The sequence below is a fragment of the Streptomyces sp. NPDC091412 genome, from assembly GCF_044756885.1.
GTDB lineage: Bacteria > Actinomycetota > Actinomycetes > Streptomycetales > Streptomycetaceae > Streptomyces.
Genome location: NZ_JBIVTV010000046.1, coordinates 1 through 15,534 on the forward strand (window position 1 = coordinate 1; position 15,534 = coordinate 15,534).

At 70.4% G+C, this 15,534-nt stretch carries 14 protein-coding genes and 3 pseudogenes; 11 read left to right on the plus strand and 6 right to left on the minus strand.

The window, feature by feature from the left end:
* Nucleotides 1-94: 94 nt before the first annotated feature.
* Nucleotides 95-556: a pyridoxamine 5'-phosphate oxidase family protein gene (locus ACIQMV_RS38915; RefSeq protein WP_402597840.1), complete on the minus strand. Its 462-nt coding sequence runs from the start codon at nucleotides 554-556 to the stop codon at nucleotides 95-97.
* Between the two features lie 894 nt (nucleotides 557-1,450).
* Here ACIQMV_RS38915 and ACIQMV_RS38920 point away from each other — a divergent pair.
* A pseudogene (locus ACIQMV_RS38920) lies at nucleotides 1,451-2,065 on the plus strand (PP2C family protein-serine/threonine phosphatase); the annotation flags it as partial.
* A 28-nt stretch (nucleotides 2,066-2,093) separates the two neighbouring features.
* Nucleotides 2,094-2,306: pseudogene (locus tag ACIQMV_RS38925) on the plus strand (IS5/IS1182 family transposase); the annotation flags it as partial.
* Nucleotides 2,307-2,365: 59 nt separating this feature from the next.
* On the opposite strand, the gene ACIQMV_RS38930 reads toward ACIQMV_RS38925, so the two are convergent.
* Nucleotides 2,366-3,094: a DUF2625 domain-containing protein gene (locus tag ACIQMV_RS38930; protein ID WP_402597841.1), complete on the minus strand. Its 729-nt coding sequence runs from the start codon at nucleotides 3,092-3,094 to the stop codon at nucleotides 2,366-2,368.
* A gap of 320 nt (nucleotides 3,095-3,414) precedes the next feature.
* On the opposite strand from ACIQMV_RS38930, the gene ACIQMV_RS38935 reads away from it, so the two are divergent.
* Entirely contained in the window at nucleotides 3,415-3,726 is a 312-nt protein-coding gene (locus tag ACIQMV_RS38935; protein ID WP_402597843.1) for a hypothetical protein, read from the plus strand.
* A 447-nt stretch (nucleotides 3,727-4,173) separates the two neighbouring features.
* Here the strand turns inward: ACIQMV_RS38935 and ACIQMV_RS38940 are convergent, their stop codons facing one another.
* From ACIQMV_RS38940 to ACIQMV_RS38950, 3 genes are all read right to left on the minus strand, one after another.
* Entirely contained in the window at nucleotides 4,174-4,629 is a 456-nt protein-coding gene (locus tag ACIQMV_RS38940; RefSeq protein ID WP_402597844.1) for a DoxX family protein, read from the minus strand.
* Nucleotides 4,630-5,049: 420 nt separating this feature from the next.
* Nucleotides 5,050-5,475: a hypothetical protein gene (locus tag ACIQMV_RS38945; RefSeq protein ID WP_402597845.1), complete on the minus strand. Its 426-nt coding sequence runs from the start codon at nucleotides 5,473-5,475 to the stop codon at nucleotides 5,050-5,052.
* Nucleotides 5,476-5,549: 74 nt separating this feature from the next.
* Complete coding sequence (locus tag ACIQMV_RS38950) at nucleotides 5,550-6,419, minus strand: UbiA family prenyltransferase (protein ID WP_402597846.1); 870 nt, start codon at nucleotides 6,417-6,419, stop codon at nucleotides 5,550-5,552.
* Between the two features lie 149 nt (nucleotides 6,420-6,568).
* Between ACIQMV_RS38950 and ACIQMV_RS38955 the strand changes: the two genes are divergently transcribed.
* From ACIQMV_RS38955 to ACIQMV_RS38980, 6 genes are all read left to right on the plus strand, one after another.
* Complete coding sequence (locus tag ACIQMV_RS38955) at nucleotides 6,569-7,627, plus strand: type III polyketide synthase (RefSeq protein WP_402597847.1); 1,059 nt, start codon at nucleotides 6,569-6,571, stop codon at nucleotides 7,625-7,627.
* Nucleotides 7,628-7,661: 34 nt separating this feature from the next.
* A complete protein-coding gene (locus ACIQMV_RS38960) occupies nucleotides 7,662-8,192 on the plus strand; it encodes an isoprenylcysteine carboxyl methyltransferase family protein (protein ID WP_402597848.1) in 531 nt (176 codons plus the stop codon).
* Nucleotides 8,189-9,202, plus strand: a complete 1,014-nt coding sequence (locus tag ACIQMV_RS38965; RefSeq protein ID WP_402597849.1) for an NAD(P)/FAD-dependent oxidoreductase — start codon at nucleotides 8,189-8,191, stop codon at nucleotides 9,200-9,202. The genes ACIQMV_RS38960 and ACIQMV_RS38965 overlap by 4 nt, the downstream gene beginning before the upstream one ends.
* 238 nt (nucleotides 9,203-9,440) lie before the next feature.
* A complete protein-coding gene (locus ACIQMV_RS38970) occupies nucleotides 9,441-9,779 on the plus strand; it encodes an STAS domain-containing protein (RefSeq protein ID WP_141363354.1) in 339 nt (112 codons plus the stop codon).
* Between the two features lie 132 nt (nucleotides 9,780-9,911).
* Complete coding sequence (locus tag ACIQMV_RS38975; RefSeq protein WP_402597853.1) at nucleotides 9,912-10,934, plus strand: GNAT family N-acetyltransferase; 1,023 nt, start codon at nucleotides 9,912-9,914, stop codon at nucleotides 10,932-10,934.
* A 295-nt stretch (nucleotides 10,935-11,229) separates the two neighbouring features.
* A complete protein-coding gene (locus ACIQMV_RS38980; protein ID WP_402597850.1) occupies nucleotides 11,230-12,408 on the plus strand; it encodes a Cmx/CmrA family chloramphenicol efflux MFS transporter in 1,179 nt (392 codons plus the stop codon).
* Between the two features lie 283 nt (nucleotides 12,409-12,691).
* Here the strand turns inward: ACIQMV_RS38980 and ACIQMV_RS38985 are convergent, their stop codons facing one another.
* A complete protein-coding gene (locus ACIQMV_RS38985) occupies nucleotides 12,692-13,282 on the minus strand; it encodes a malonic semialdehyde reductase (protein ID WP_402597851.1) in 591 nt (196 codons plus the stop codon).
* A gap of 232 nt (nucleotides 13,283-13,514) precedes the next feature.
* Between ACIQMV_RS38985 and ACIQMV_RS38990 the strand changes: the two genes are divergently transcribed.
* Together ACIQMV_RS38990 and ACIQMV_RS38995 are read left to right on the plus strand one after the other, a co-directional pair.
* Nucleotides 13,515-14,684, plus strand: coding sequence for a cellulose-binding domain-containing protein (locus tag ACIQMV_RS38990; protein ID WP_402597852.1), 1,170 nt, complete (start codon nucleotides 13,515-13,517; stop codon nucleotides 14,682-14,684).
* Between the two features lie 355 nt (nucleotides 14,685-15,039).
* Nucleotides 15,040-15,368: pseudogene (locus ACIQMV_RS38995) on the plus strand (DUF4232 domain-containing protein); the annotation flags it as partial.
* Nucleotides 15,369-15,534: the final 166 nt, after the last annotated feature.

The window sequence follows — 15,534 nt, forward strand, 5'->3', positions numbered from 1 at the left end:
AGGCTCACCGGCGAGAACACCATCTCGTGGCGCGACCCCACAAAGCCACACCAACCGCAGATTCCAGGATGAAACAACGGGAGGAAACGACCTCTTATTCCAGCCACATCCCGTCGCGCATGATGACTCTCCCGCGTAGTTCCGGCTCGCCGCGCCAAGCGCGCACAGTCCTCGGGACCACGCGTACATACAGAAAGGAGCCCTCTTCCACGCGCGGATCCCACCCGAACTTGTCGGCGAACGCCTCCGCCGCGCCTGCGGGCACCTCCTGGTCCGGGAAGCGCTCCGCCTCCCCCTGGAGGAGCACCACGTCGAAGGTGTCCGGTAGTGACAGGCGCACGCGCGGCTCTTTGCGGACGTTTCGCGCCGTCACGGAAGTGGCGCCGGTGCACATCCACACTGCTCGCCCATCCCACAAGAACCACAGCGGCACCTGGTGCGGCCCGTGATCAGGGTGAGCCGTCGACACCCATACATCCCGCTCGGTGACGAGCCGCGCCAGAGCGTCGCGCACACGCTCGGCCGTCTGGCGACGAACGATTCCGGTGGTCTCCATGAGGACCGACCCTAGCCAGGCAGGCGCGAAGCGCGCCTGAGGCGCAGGACCTACTCCCAGCGACCGATGAGCTCCTCAGCTCTTGGCTCGGGGCGGCCACTTCGGTGCTCAGGGTGACCGGCGGACGTGCTCAGTCACACGTGTCTCCGGTCATGGCCGGTTCGTGATCGCGCCTGGTGGCTGCGTCGCCGGGCGGACCGGCTGAGCCGGTGGGCCGGGCGCGCCGCGATGGGGCGCCCGAGAGCCCCTCGGCGCTGGTCCGCGGCCTGCGCGCCGACCTCCTTGGGCACGCTGGCGGGCACCTGGCCGCCGATGCCGCCGTGATCACCCTGCACGCACCCACAGTCAGTTCCCCATCGGGCAGGCCCGGCGGTGACCGTGTCGGCGGAAGTCGGACGGCGGTCGCCGCAATGGCGGGTACACGGAAGTATGCCCTCCGTAGAGCGTCCTGCGAGTCGGCGTCGGCCGTGGTACGAGGCGCGTGGCCTGGTCGCTGTTCCACTGGTGCTGATCGTCGTGATCACCACCGTCAACCTGGCCACTCCCGGCCACCCGCACGTCGGACCGCTCCTGATCGTCGCGCCGGTGCTCGCCGCGGTGACCCTGGGGCCGTGGCTGACCACACTGACCGGAGTGCTGGCCCTGGCGGACCAGGTGATCTTTGCCGTCCTTCTCAGAGACCTCCATTCGGCGCAGCGCGTGGCGCAGATCTTCGCCGTGGTGGCGGCCTCCGCGTTCGCCGCGCTCCTGTCCGGGATGCGGGAGCGGAAGGTACGGGAGCTGACCCGGGTGCGCCAGGTCTCCGAGATCGCCCAGAACCTGGTCCTGCGCCCGCTGCCCCCACGGATGGGACCCCTGCGCGTGGCGGCGGTGTACCTGGCGGCGGAGCGCGAGATGAAGATCGGCGGCGACCTGTACGCGGCCGCCCGCACCGCCCACGGTACCCGGCTGCTCATCGGGGACGTCCGCGGCAAGGGCCTGACCGCCGTGAGCGACGCAGCGCTGCTGCTGAGCGCCTTCCGAGGGGCCGCGCACCGGCAGACGGGCCTGGCGGAATTCACGGCCTACCTGGACGCGAGCGTGTGCTGGAACCTGGCGGAGCCCGGTGAGAACGATCTGGCGCAGGAATGCTTCGTCACCGCGATACTCATCGACATCCCCGACCACGCACCCAGGGTCCAGATCGTCCACTGCGGTCACCCCCCGCCGCTGCGGCTACGCCCGGGACAGGCCACCGCGCTGTGCGCCCACCAGGCCGGCCCCCCTCTCGGCCTGCAGCTGGACACGCCCGGTCACTGTGTCGACACGTTCGACTTCGGGCAGGGCGACCTGCTCCTGCTGTACACCGACGGCGTGGCCGAAGCCCGCAACCCCCGCGGTGACTTCTATCCCCTCGCCGAACGCGCCGCCACCTGGAGAGGGGAGCGCCCCGAGAAACTCCTGGAGCACTTGCGCTCCGACCTGCTCGCACACGCGGGAGGCCGGTTGGACGACGATGCCGCCATGATCGCCCTCGAACGCCCGGCAGGATCCGGCGGGCCCGAATCCCGTGGATCGCGGCAAGAAGGGATCAAAGGTCCACTTGATCACAGAGCGGACTGGTCCGCCTCTCTCCCTCGGCATCTGCGCCGCGATCACCTACGACAGCCAGGGGCTGGAGCCGCTTGTGCGAGGTATTCCGCCCATCCGCTCCCGGCACGGCCTCCGGCGGCGACGGCCGACCAGACTCCACGGTGACAAGGGCTGCGATCCTTCGCCGGTATCGCCGCCGCCCTGATCTGCTCCCGCCGACCGGACGGGGCGGCCGATTCACACGGCGCCGAGAAAGCCCGGATCAACGCCATCGAACTGTCGGCATGAGTCCCGGGCGACGCCAAGCAGCTCTCCCATGGGCACGGCGCGACGGCTGGTCGCGGAGATGTCGCGGCGCGCCTCGGCAGACCACAACGGCGGGAAGACGGAGAGGCCCTGGCTGCTGTTCAACGCCCGGACCTCCTCCCTCCAGCCTGGCCAGCGCAGAGCGGCGTAGAACTCATCGAGTGCGCCGGACACCAGCCAGGCCAGCCACGCGGAGTGACCGGCACCCAGAGCCTCCCAGCGAAGGGAATCCGGTGCGAAGTAGACAACCTCGCCAGGGGCGCCGGGACGGTCGGCGCCGGCGGGAGCGGCGCCGTTGAGCGCGAAGACGCCGCCCAGTACGTCGTGTGCCACCACCAAACCTGTCTCCGGTCGCCACGCTGGGTCGAACCTTCCAGGGAACTGATTCATGCCGGCCAGGCCAGGCGCCCCGTGTGCAGCCCCACTCGCGGGGCTGCCGAAGACCCGCACCCACCCGTCGTCCACCAGTAGACCGCCACAGTGCAGCACCACCGCCCCCAGGTACGACCTGGCCGTGACCTGCAGCTGAAGAATCGATGCCCTGCCCAGATCGCCATCGGCTGGAAGCACCTCGACGGACACCGGACTCGCATCAAGTGTCTCCCTGAGTTCCGGCCAGGCCGGTTCCTCGACATCGATCAGCTGGCTCAACTCACGCATGCCCGCATCGTCGCACCTGCACCGGGAGCCCCGACCCGGCAGGACGCTGGACGAACCGCCCGCCTGAACGAGGTAAACGGTGACCTGGGCGTTCTCGATCCTGCCGGCGGTTGTGCCAAGTACCGCACCCGGCACCGGGGTTCGACCGGCGCGAACCGCCCCGCCATCCGGCCCATCAGGCTTCGACGCCCTCCTGCCAGTGGGCAAGGTCCACGCTGTCCCTTTCAGTCACCGTGGGCTCTTCTCTGTTCACACACCGATGGTCACAGATGGCCGCAGTCGACAGTCGTGGGTGCACCCCTGGGTAGGCTCCCGTGCCCATGAGCGCCATACAACTCTGGAGACGGGTACGCCGGGTGGACAAGCCGGTCGCTGTCATCGTCGGCGTGGGGAACCTGTTGCTCTGCGTCGTGCTCTTCTTCATGGCGATCGGCGGGGTACTGAGCTTCGGGGCCTCTACCCGGGAGGAGGAGACCGCCGCTTGGATTCTCGCGGGCCAGATCTTCGGGTGCTGGCTCGTGGGCGGGCTGATGTTGTTCTCTGTGCTGGTGATGCCGCGGGCCTTGTTCAGCCACCTGGCCACGATGCTGTTCACGCCCATCGCGCTGACCCTGATCTTGTTGCTCTTGTAGCGACGTGCAGCACGCGGTCCATCAGGCACGGAGGGCCTTCCCGGTCGACAAGGAGGACCTGCCGTCGCACTTCCGCCTGCAACTGCTCCAGGTGAGTTAGCGCTGGCCGGTGCGGCCGACGGACAGCCGGATAGCCGACTCGGCTGCAAGGAGCGCGAATTCACCGCTTTCATCCGGCATCCGTGGTCCGCATCGAAGATGACCGACCCGGCGGCCCGCATCAGCGGGGCGATGCGGGCCTCACGCGGATCGGGCTGCCGGCCCGCGTCCCAAGCGGCTGCCCGCCGCTTCCCGAACGGTGGTAGCAGCCGAGGCGGACCGGCAGCGGAGCGGAGGTCTCGCGTGGCGTCTCGACCCGGATCAGCAGGCCCGGCTCGGCAGGACTCGTGCAGGCCAGGACCATCTGCGAGGCGTGGAACAAGGCGCACGCGCAGTGCACGTGAGGGCTCAGGCCGTGACGGGCTCCGAGGCCGGTTCGGTCTCCTGACCGGCGGCGGGCCGGGAGGCTATGAGCTGGTCGAGGCCGAACGCGCCGGAACCGGTGAAGACCAGCAGCAGGAAGGACCAGCAGAACATCACCGGCAGATCCCCGCCGTTCTGGATCGGCCACAGGGCGGACGGCTGGTGCACATCGAAATACGCGTACGCCATCGAGCCGGACGCCAGGAACGCGGCACCGCGGGTGCCGAGTCCGAGCAGTACCAGGGCGCCGGCGGCGAGCTCGATCAGGGCGGCATACCAGAACGGCCAGGCACCGGTCGGGACGGTGCCGCCCTTGGTGCCCGCCGCGCCACCGAGGACGCCGAAGAGCGAGGCGGCTCCGTGACAGGTGAAGAGCAGGCCTACGACGATGCGGAACAGTCCGACGACGTACGGCTGGGCACTGTTGAGGCGCGCGGTCATGTGGGGGGCTCCTACGGTTTGGTTCCGGTCCGCGCACGGACTGGTTCAGGGGGAGACGGAAATCGACGAGCGACACGTTAGGCAGACTCGACGAATGCTTGCTAGTTCAACTTTTGGCCAACGGTCTGACTCCGCAGCCGAGTCCAAATCCCGTGCCTTCGTCACGGAGGCAACGGGCGTCACCTCCCGTATCGGCACTCAAGAGGCGATCGGAGCGGCCTCGGCCCGGCTTCCGCCTGACCGGATCGTCTTCGTGCCCGACGCGCGGCCGTGACCCGAATCCGCCGGGCGGCACCCGCTGGGCCAGTCCTGTTCCCGGGCTCAGCTTCCGGCCGGTCGGCGCAGGAAGCGCCGCTGATGGTGGAGGGGCAGCGGTGAAGGTGCGGAGCGAGGACGGCCTGAACGGTCCGTCTCCTCCTTTTACTCCGCGCGGCGTGGTGTGCGGCGGGCGACCTGCAGGCGGACCTCGGTGGGCATGTCAGGGAAGCCGGTGGACCGGTGGGCGGTTCGGAGCGGGCCTTCGCAGAGGGCGTCGAGGGCGGCGCCGGGTGCCCGCTGAGGGGTGAGGGTGAGCCTGACGCGGGTGCGGGGATGGGCAGGCCGGCCAGTGATGCGTACGGCCGCATGCTCAACCCCCGGCAGGGCACCGGCGCCGGCGGCGATCGCGTCGCTGAGCGCCCGGTCGCGCAGTTCGACGCCTTCCTGCGGGGGTGTGCCGCCGACGGACAGCGTTCCCGGGCGGTGCCGGCGCAGTTGGGCGAGCAGCCACCCCAGGGCGAGCAGGGCGACGAGGGCGAGGGCGGCGATGACGGCGGGCCACCACCAGTGGTGCCTGATGGCTGCCACCGGAACGCCGCCCCCAGGCGTCGCCCAGGCTGAGCCGTGGCTTCCTCGTCCCCACGACAGGCACCGCCGAACGCTCAGGAAATCCCGATGCCGCGTACCAGCAGCAACGTCACGTCCACCACCGCCACGGCGACCGCCGCCGCGAACGCCGCTCGCTCCCAGCGGCGTCCCAGCACCGTGCCCGCCACCGCGACCAGTCCGGCCACCGCGAGGGCCACCACTCCCCATCTGCCGGGTGGTCCGGCGGGCCCCAGCGTCAGAACCGCGGACGCGGTCGCCAGCGGTACCGGCAGCAGCAGCCGCGCGCCGTCCGGGCCCAGCCGGTGCGGAAATCCCCGTACGCCCGTCGCCAGATCCCCGCGGATGTCCGGCAGCACGTCACCCAGATGGGCACCGACCCCCAGGAGCGCCCCGGCGGTGACAACCCACCAGGCCGGCCAGGGCTGCCCTGGGAGCCCCAGCGCCACGAAGGCCGGGAGCGCGGCGAAACCCACCGCGTACGGCGCCCAGGACCATGCTGTCGCCTTGAGCCGCAGGTTGTACGCCCACGCCGCCGCCACACCGGCCAGATGAACGACGCCCGCCCACACGCCACATGCGAACGACAACGGCACGCACAATGCCAGCGCGGCATACGCGGCCACCCACACCTCCGTCACACCCACCGCGCCGTCCACGACGGGTTTGCCACGGCGGGCGGCAGCGATGTCCCGGCGCGCGTCGAACGCGTCGTTGCACCAGCCGACGGACAATTGCCCGCTCAGAACGGCGGCGGTGGTCAGGACACAACGCGCGGCGCCCTGGCCGGCGGTCACGGCCAGCGCTGCCATCAACGCGGTGACCGCCACCACAGGCCCGGGGTGGCACGACCCGGCCAGGCCACCCGACCGGCCGGCCCGCATCGCGGCCACACCGCTGGGCGTCGACTGCTCAGGAGTGCCCACCCGGCCGATCGTAGGCGTCCCGGCCCCGACCGGCGTGGAGCACGCGCCCCGGGGCGAACGGCCGGACGGGCGATGCATGGTGCCGAAGCGCGGGTTCGGGGAACACGTGCAGAGCAACTCACCCCAGTCGACAGCCGGACGGGAACCCTATGACGCGGATCGCCGCCGTTCACGGTGCCCTCGCACCGCACCGTCGCACCCAGTCCGAGATCACCGACATGGTGGCCCGCACCTGCCTGCCCGAGGGCACCGACCGCCGGGTCCTGGACCGGCTGCACCGCGGCGCGAAGGTCCGCTCGCGCCACATGACACTGCCGCTGGAACGGTACGAGGAACTGGACGGATTCGGCGCCGCCAACGACGTCTTCATCGCCGCCGCCACCGGTCTGGGCGCCAAGACAGTGAGAGCCGTACTGCAGATGGCCGGTCTGTCCGCAGCCGACGTCGACCTGCTGGTCTTCACCTCCGTCACCGGCATCGCCGTTCCCTCGATCGACGCACGGCTGGCCGGCCGCCTCGGGCTGCGGCCGGACGTCACACGACTGCCCCTCTTCGGCCTCGGCTGCGCCGGTGGCGCCGCCGGCCTGGCCCGTATGCACGACTACCTGCTGGGCCGGCCCGACCACGTGGCGGTCCTGCTGTCGGTCGAACTGTGCTCACTCACCTTCCAGCGCAACGACGCCTCCGTGGCCAACCTGGTCGCCACCGGGCTGTTCGGCGACGGCGCCGCCGCAGTCGTCGCCTACGGCGCGGACCGCCCGGACGAGCCCATCGGCCCGACGATCGTGGACACCCGCAGTCACCTGTATCCGGACACCGGGCGCCTCATGGGCTGGGACATCAAGAGCTCCGGCTTCCAGGTCGTCCTCGACCCGAAGGTCCCCGACGTCGTACGCCGCTCCCTCGCCGATGGCGTCGAGGGATTCCTCGGTGACCACGGCCTGAAGCCGAAGGACGTGACTGCCTGGGTCTGCCACCCGGGCGGGCCCAAGGTCCTTCAGGCCGTCACCGAGGCCCTCGACCTGCCCGACGACGCACTCGATGTGACCTGGCGTCATTTGGCCGACGTGGGCAACCTGTCCTCGTCGTCGGTGCTCCACGTGCTGCGCGACACCCTGGCCGAGCGCCGCCCGCCACCGGGCACTCCGGGTGTGCTGCTGGCGATGGGACCCGGCTTCGCCTGCGAACTCGTCCTGTTGCGCTGGTAGTTCGAACCGACGAAGGACACAGGACACAGGACACATGATCTGGTACGGACTGCTGGTGGCCGCCGTCGCCGTCGAGCGCGTCGCCGAACTCGTCGTCGCCCGCCGCAACGAACGGTGGAGCACCGCCCGCGGCGCGACGCCGACCGGGCAGGGCCACTACCCGGCCATGGTCGCCCTTCACACCGGCCTTCTGATCGCCTGCCCGGCCGAGGCATGGCTGGCCGACCGGCCCTTCGTAGCCGCCCTGGCCTGGCCGATGCTGGCCCTGCTGGCGGGCGCCCAGGCACTGCGGTGGTGGTGCATCCACACCCTGGGACCCCGTTGGAACACCCGGGTGATCGTCGTACCCGGACTGCCGCTGGTGACGAGCGGCCCCTACCGGTGGCGGTGGCTGCGGCATCCGAACTACGTGGCCGTCGTCGCCGAGGGCGTGGCGCTGCCTCTGGTACACACCGCCTGGGTCACCGCGGCCGCGTTCACGGTACTCAACGCCGCCCTGCTCACCGTGCGCATCCGCTGCGAGAACCGGGCGCTCGCCGCCGCGACCACGCCGGCGTCGGCATGATCGACGTACTGGTGGCCGGCGGCGGACCCGCCGGACTGGCCGCGGCCATCCACGCAGCGCTCGTCGGCCTGGAGGCCGTCGTCGTCGAACCCCGGACCGCGCCCGTGGACAAGGCCTGCGGAGAGGGAGTCATGCCCGGCGGTGTCGCCGCGCTGCGAACACTGGGCGTCGAGGCCACCGGCCGCGAACTGCGCGGCATCCGCTACGTGGAGGGCACCACCCGCGCCCAGGCGTCCTTCCGCGGCCGGAGTGGGCGGGGAATCCGCCGTACAACGCTGCACTCCGCACTGCACCAGCGCGCGCTCAGCCTTGGCGTGCGCATGCTGCCGGGCAAGGTCGGCGAGGTGCACCAGAGCGCGGACACGGTCACCGCCGCCGGAACCACTGCCCGTTGGCTGATCGCCGCCGACGGCCTGCATTCCCCGGTGCGCCGCAGCCTGGGGCTGGACATGCCGGGCCGCCCCGATGGCCGCTACGGACTTCGCCGTCACTACCGCGTCGAGCCATGGACGGACTTCGTGGAGGTCCACTGGGCCCGGCACGGCGAGGCCTATGTGACACCGGTCGACGACGACCTGGTGGGCGTCGCGGTCCTCAGCCGCAACCGTCGCGGCTACGACGAGCACCTGGCCGGCTTCCCGACCCTCACCGCGTCGCTGCGCGGCTCGGTCGCGACGGAGGTACGCGGAGCCGGACCACTGCGGCAGCGGGTGCGGCGCAGAACCGCCGGCCGTGTCCTGCTCGTCGGCGACGCCGCAGGCTACCTGGATGCCCTCACCGGCGAGGGCATCGCCCTCGCACTGGCCACGGCCGGGGCCGCCGTCCGCTGCCTGGCCGCCGGGCGACCGGACGCGTATGAGCGTGCCTGGGTGCGGCTGACTCGGCGCCACCGGCTGCTCACCGGGGCCCTGCTGGCCGCGAGCGGCCGTCCCAGCACCGCCCGCCTCATCGTGCCGGCAGCGTCCCGGATGCCTTCGGTGTTCTCAGCCGCGGTCCACGCACTGCAGTAGTGGCCCGGCCATACCTTGCTGGGGCATCTCGGCGACCGCGCAGCCCAGTTCACCCACCTGATCCGGGATCGGGATGCGAAGTTCACCGCCGCCGGCACAGTCGCCTCGTCACCGCCCTGGAGACTCGGTGAGCAGCCTCTGCTGTAAAGCCATGGCCAGTCGTTCGCGCATATGCAGAACGCGAGTGCGTCAGGCACTACCCGCAACCTTTCCCCAAGGTTTTGCCGTTAGGCGAGGCATGCATCCCGAACTCCACATCTGTCACCGCGACGAGAACGACTGGACCGTCGTCGAGATCCACGGAGAGGTCGACGTGTACACCGTGCCCCGCATCCGCGAACACTTGGGCAAAAGGATTCAGGCGGGCCGGCACCGCCTCATCGTCGACCTGACAGGAACGACATTCATGGACTCGACCGGCCTTGGGCTCCTCGTCGGCATCCACAAGCGGATCCGTACACGCGCCGGCGCCCTGAGGCTGGTCATCGTAAACCAAGACATCCGGCAGATCTTCACCATGACGAGCCTGGACCGGGTTTTCCCGATCTACGATTCCACGCAAGCCGCGATGGGGTGACCGGACAGGTTCACCGGTTGCCTCCCGATCGCTCCAGAGGAGTCGCCGAGTACGCTCCTTCAGCCCTTGGCCGAGAGGAGTTGCTGAGTGGCCCGGTCGGGTGGACCCGTACTGCGCACCCAGAGGCTTGTGATGGAGCCGATCCGCCACGGGGATCGCGACGATCTCTTTGAGGCTGTGGTCAGTCAGGACAGCGTCATGCGGTGGCTGGCGACCGGCCGGGCCGACAGTCGGTCTGCGGCCGAGGCCATGTGCGATGACCACGTCGCCCACTGGGCCAGACACGGTTACGGCGACTTTGCGGTCCGGGACGCCGCCACGCACGCGTTTCTCGGCCGGGTGGGACTGCGTAACCGGGCTCAGTACGGGGTCGACCTCGGTTTCGCCGTGCACCCACGGGCCCAAGGCCGTGGGATCGCCGGCGAGGCCGGCCGTGCGTGCCTGGACCTGGCGTTTCGCCGCCTGGCGCTTCCTGCCGTTTTCGCGTTCGTCCTGCCCGGCAACACTGCCTCGATCGCGGTACTGCGCCGCCTGGGCGCCCAGGCGGACGGGACGGTGCGGTCCAGTGGCCTGCATTGTCTGCGCTACCGGTTCGCTCCCGCCACCGCGGCCGCCGCGGAGCATGTGGGGGACGACGGTCTGGCGGACCTCCAGCTGCTCCATGAGCCGGGCCCCGGTTCTCCGGAAGGTGAAGCCGCACTCCGCGACGGGCTGCCCGACCCCTTCGGGGTGAAGGGGCTCGGCCTGGTGTGGGCTGACAAGCAGCACACCCTCACCGCTGTCTCCAAAGGCCGGCCGGTGGCTTCCGCGGGATGGCTGGTGCGGGACATGGCCTTTGACGGATTGCCGCGCCGCGCCGCGGGGTTGGGGGGTGTGCTGGTGCACCCCGCCAGTCGGGGCCAGGGCATCGCCCGGGCGGTGATCAGCGTGGCGGTCGAACACGCACGAGCGGCCGGCGCCGAGACGATGATCCTGCTCTGCCGCCCCGATCTGGTCCCGCTCTACACGCAGCTGGGATGGAGCCGGCTCTCCGTGCCCGTCACCCTCCAGCAGCCCGACGGCGCGCGGACCTCGCCACTGACCGCCATGATCTACGACCTGACCGGCCTGCCTCATCCAACCGTCGGTGTGGACCTGCGGGGTCTGCCCTTCTGATGCGCTGGACAGCCGGCGCGTCGGGGTGGCGGGCGTTGGCACATGACGTTGGTGACACAGGTCAATGCTGGTGAACCGAGGTGCCTCGACGGGCATCGGTCGGGTAGCGTGCGGGCCATGTCGAGTCCTGAGTCGGACACGGTGGGGGCTTTCGGTCACGCCGTCAGCCCCCTGCACCACTGAGCCCGTAGCACTGCCGTCGTGCCGCATCTGGTGGTGGGACGAGTGCGGCCCTGGGGCTGGCCGCGGTGACGAGATGACCGTCTCGTGCTTCTCCTCACCTCGGAGCCACTCGATGCCTTTCCCGCTGTATCTGCTTGCCATGGCGGTCTTCGCCATGGGCACCTCGGAATTCATGCTCGCCGGCCTCTTGCCGGACATCGCGTCGGATCTCGATGTCACGGTCGGGACAGCAGGCGTGCTCACCTCGGCCTTCGCCATCGGCATGATCGTCGGCGCCCCCTTTGTGGCCGCACTTGCCCGCAACTGGCGCAGGCGCTCCGGTCTTCTCGGGTTCATCCTCATGTTCGCGGCAGCTCACGCCGTGGGTGCCGTCACTGCGAGCTTCCCGGTTCTGTTCGCCACCCGGGTCGTCGCCGCGCTCGCGAACGCGGGGTTCCTTGCTGTCGCTCTGACGGCTGCCGCCGCGCTGGTCCCACCCGACAAGAAGGGACGTGCGCTGGCCGTGCTGCTGTCGGGCACGACGGGGGCCACGATCGCCGGTGTCCCCGGTGGGTCGGTGCTCGGCACGTTGCTCGGCTGGCGGGCCGCGTTCTGGGCTGTCGCCGTTCTCTGCCTGCCCGCGGCTCTCGGCATTCTGAAGGGGATCCCAGCGGGACGTGCGAAGGAGGAGGCGGCTGGCGGGCCGGCCTTGCGAGTGGAGCTCACCCAGCTCGCAAGGCCGAGGTTGATCCTGGTGATGCTGCTCGGTGCGCTGGTGAACGCGGCGACTTTCGCCGGCTTCACCTTCCTCGCCCCCGTCGTGACCGACACCGCCGGGCTGAGTGAGCTGTGGATCTCTGTCGTCCTGGTGCTCTTCGGCGTCGGTTCCTTCGCCGGGGTCACCGTCGCCGGCCGACTGTCCGACCAACACCCCGGCCGGGTCATCGCGGTGGGCGGTCCGCTGCTGCTCATCGGCTGGCCGGCCCTGGCCGTGCTGGCCGACAAACCGGTCGCTCTGCTCGCCCTCGTGTTCGTCCAGGGCGCGCTGTCCTTCGCGCTGGGCAGCACCCTGATCGCACGGGTCCTCTACGAGGCCGCGGGAGCTCCCACCATGGCCGGCTCGTACGCGACCGCGGCACTCAACGTCGGCGCCGCCGTCGGACCACTCATCGCCGCGTCCACGCTCGGCACCGGTGTCGGGAACCTCGGGCCGCTGTGGTCGAGCGGAGTCCTGGTCGCTGTTGCGCTGCTCATCGCGTTCCCCCTCCGCACGGTGATCGCGGCCGACCGGAGCACCGAGGTGCTCCCGTGATGCATGCGAACGCCCCCTTGGACATCAGGGGACGACGAAGGCTCGTCGAACGCTGCCGCACCCGACCGATCGCCCACGTCGCCGCCGAAGGACGCGGTCGCAGGCCTCCGGCATCAGGTACAGAACGGTGTCGGCGGTCTTCGGGGCCAAGCGGTCGAAGGGCCGGTCCCCGTAGGCGGCGGCGTCACGTGGGCGAGCGTGGTCGGCATCGCGCCCGCTGCCGCAAGACGCCTACGGGGGAACAGGGGCGGAACTCGGTCCGGATCCCCGTCGTCGAGCCGGCTCAGACCGTGGTGACGACCCGGTCGAACTCCAGACGAGGGGAGCGCGGGTACCAGGCGTCCTCGCCCGGCTTGCCGATGTTGACGACCATCAGCGGGGTGTGGTCGTCGTCCAGGAATTCCTTGCGGACGCCCTCGAAGTCCAGGCCGGTCATCGGACCGGCGGCGAGGCCCGCGGCCCGGATGCCGATGATGAAGTACGCGGCCTGGAGGCCGGCGTTGAGGGCGGCCTGGCTCTCCCGCACCCCACGGTCGCCGAAGACGGCGTCCTTGGCCTGGGGGAAGTGCGGGAAGAGGTGGGGCAGTTCCTCGTGGAACTCGTTGTCCGCGGAGAGGATCGCGACCAGGGGGGCGGCGGCGGTCTTCGCCCGGTTGCCCTCCGCCATGTGCTGGACGAGACGCTCGCGGGCCTCGGCGGAGCGGACCAGGGTGATGCGCAGCGGCGACTGGTTCATGGACGTCGGGCCGTACTTGACCAGGTCGTAGATCGCCTGGACCTGCTCCTCGGACACCGGTTCGTCGGTGAAGGTGTTCGCGGTGCGGGCCTCACGGAAGAGAAGGTCCTGGGCGGCGGGGTCAAGAGCGAGCGGCATGGGGGAATTTCCTCACAATGGGGGTGGATCCCGGGGGGATCGACGTGCGGCACCGACACTACGTCTTGAAAGTTCAAGGTTCAATCAAAATCGGGTCGACGGTGATCAGCTTCACAGGGCGACGGCGCGCCGCGTTCGCCTTGGCCATCCCATGCATTGACAGTGTGCTGCCCTGGTCGCTGTCATGAATGGGAGCGCTCCCATATCCCGCACCTTTCCCTCGGAGGCATTCGTGCGCACCCCTCACTTGCGATTACTGCGCAGGCCCTGGACGGCGGCCCTCGTGGCTGCCGGGTCCGTCGCCCTGCTGGTGTTCGCATTCATCGCGACACCCACCAGTGCCGCGGAGGCCGGCTGCCGGGTCGACTACACCGTGAACCAGTGGGCCGGCGGCTACACGGCCCAGGTCAAGGTCACCCATCTCGGCCCGGCGGTCAACGGCTGGCGTCTGACCTGGACCCACGCCGACGGCCAGCGGGTGACATCGGCGTGGAACGCGACCGTCACCCAGACCGGCGCCTCCGTCGTCGCCGTCAACGCCGACTGGAACGGCTCGCTGGCCACCGACGGCTCCGCCGAGTTCGGTGTCCAGGGCACCTGGAGCTCGGCCAACCCCGCCCCGACCGACTTCGCCCTCAACGGTCTGGTGTGCGGCGGAACCGGCACCACCTCGCCGCCGACCACCCCGCCGCCCACGACCCCGCCGCCCTCCGCCGAATGCGGCAGCGCCGTGGTCTGCTCGGGCTTCGAGGACCAGACCGGCACCACTCCCTCCGGCGCCTGGCAGTTCGCCGCGCCCGACTGTCAGGGCACCGGAACCGCGGCCGTCGACACCTCGGTCGCGCACGGCGGCGGCAGGTCGCTGCGGATCGACGGCAAGGCCGGCTACTGCAACCACGCCTTCGTCGCCTCCACCGCGAATCTGTCTTCGGTGGGGCCGGTGATGTATGTGCGCATGTGGGTGCGGCACACCACCGCGCTCCCCGCGGCCCATGTCACCTTCGTCTCCCTGCCCGACAGCTCCCAGGGCGGCCGGGCGCTGCGCGTCGGCGGCCAGAACGGCGCCCTCCAGTGGAACCGGGAGACCGACGACGCCACCCTGCCCGCGCAGAGCCCGGCGGGCGTGGCGCAGAGCAGGCCGCTGCCGACCGGGAGCTGGCAGTGCCTGCGCTTCGCGATCGACACGACGACGCCCAAGCTCGACACCTGGCTCGGTGACGAACTGATCCCGGGCCTGCACGCGGACGGCGTCCCCACCCAGGACATCGACCAGCAGTGGCTTGCCCGCACCACCCCGCCCCGGCCCACCACCCTGCGCCTGGGCTGGGAGAGCTACGGGACGGGCGACGACAGACTCTGGTTCGACGATGTGGCCGTGGGTTCCTCCCCCATCGGCTGCTGACGGCCTGCGCGACCACCAGCGACGACGGCGCGCCGGAAGGAACCACCTTCCGTCCCGGCGTGCCGTCAGCGCCTTGCGCGGGGAGGCCCGATCACTGCGGCGATGGTCGAGGGCGCGGGCTTCGTCCGTCCCCTTGCCGAAGGACCGGGCGAGGAGGAGCGTCCCCCACCGCGACAGGTGAGCCCATCCATACCGGACCCGTAAGAGCCGCGGCCGCACCCGAAAGCCACCGTCCTCTCGATCCTGCCCGGGCGTCGAGTCCTTTCCCTGAACGGCAGTTACGAGTTGGTGCGTGACAGCGCGTGGGCATGCTCGTCCGGTGAGGGGCACGGTCGATCGGGCGGTGTCGGGCGCCTACTCCGTCGAGGGCTACCCGCTGCTGGAACTGCTGGACGACGACCTCGAGCCCGTCGACGGCGTCGAGATCCTCGACGGCAGCGGCGAGATCACCACCGGCGCCGGGCCCGACGAACAGCCCGGACCTGTCACGCTCGAGCCCGGCGAGTCGGCCACCGCGGCCTGGTCTGGCGCAACACCACTGAGTTCGGTACGCCGGTCAACGTGCCCTATGCGCGGGTCCGGGCGAAGGAGGGTGCCGTCCCGGTGACGGTGACCCCGCACTTCGACCTCGGAACCACCGGAAAGCTCGGGGTCGGACCGTGGGAAAAAGCGGAACGCCAGTAATTCAAGGAGACTCCAGCATTTCCGCTTCCCTGTTGGTCGCAGGCGCAGTTCCGAGCCTGTCGGGCTGAGGGCTAGTAGGGCTTGGTCATCTTCACTCGTGAGTGGCGTGTCTGTTGGTCGGCGGGTGGGGTTGGCATGGTGTGACACCTGAGGAGATGGTCGGGGT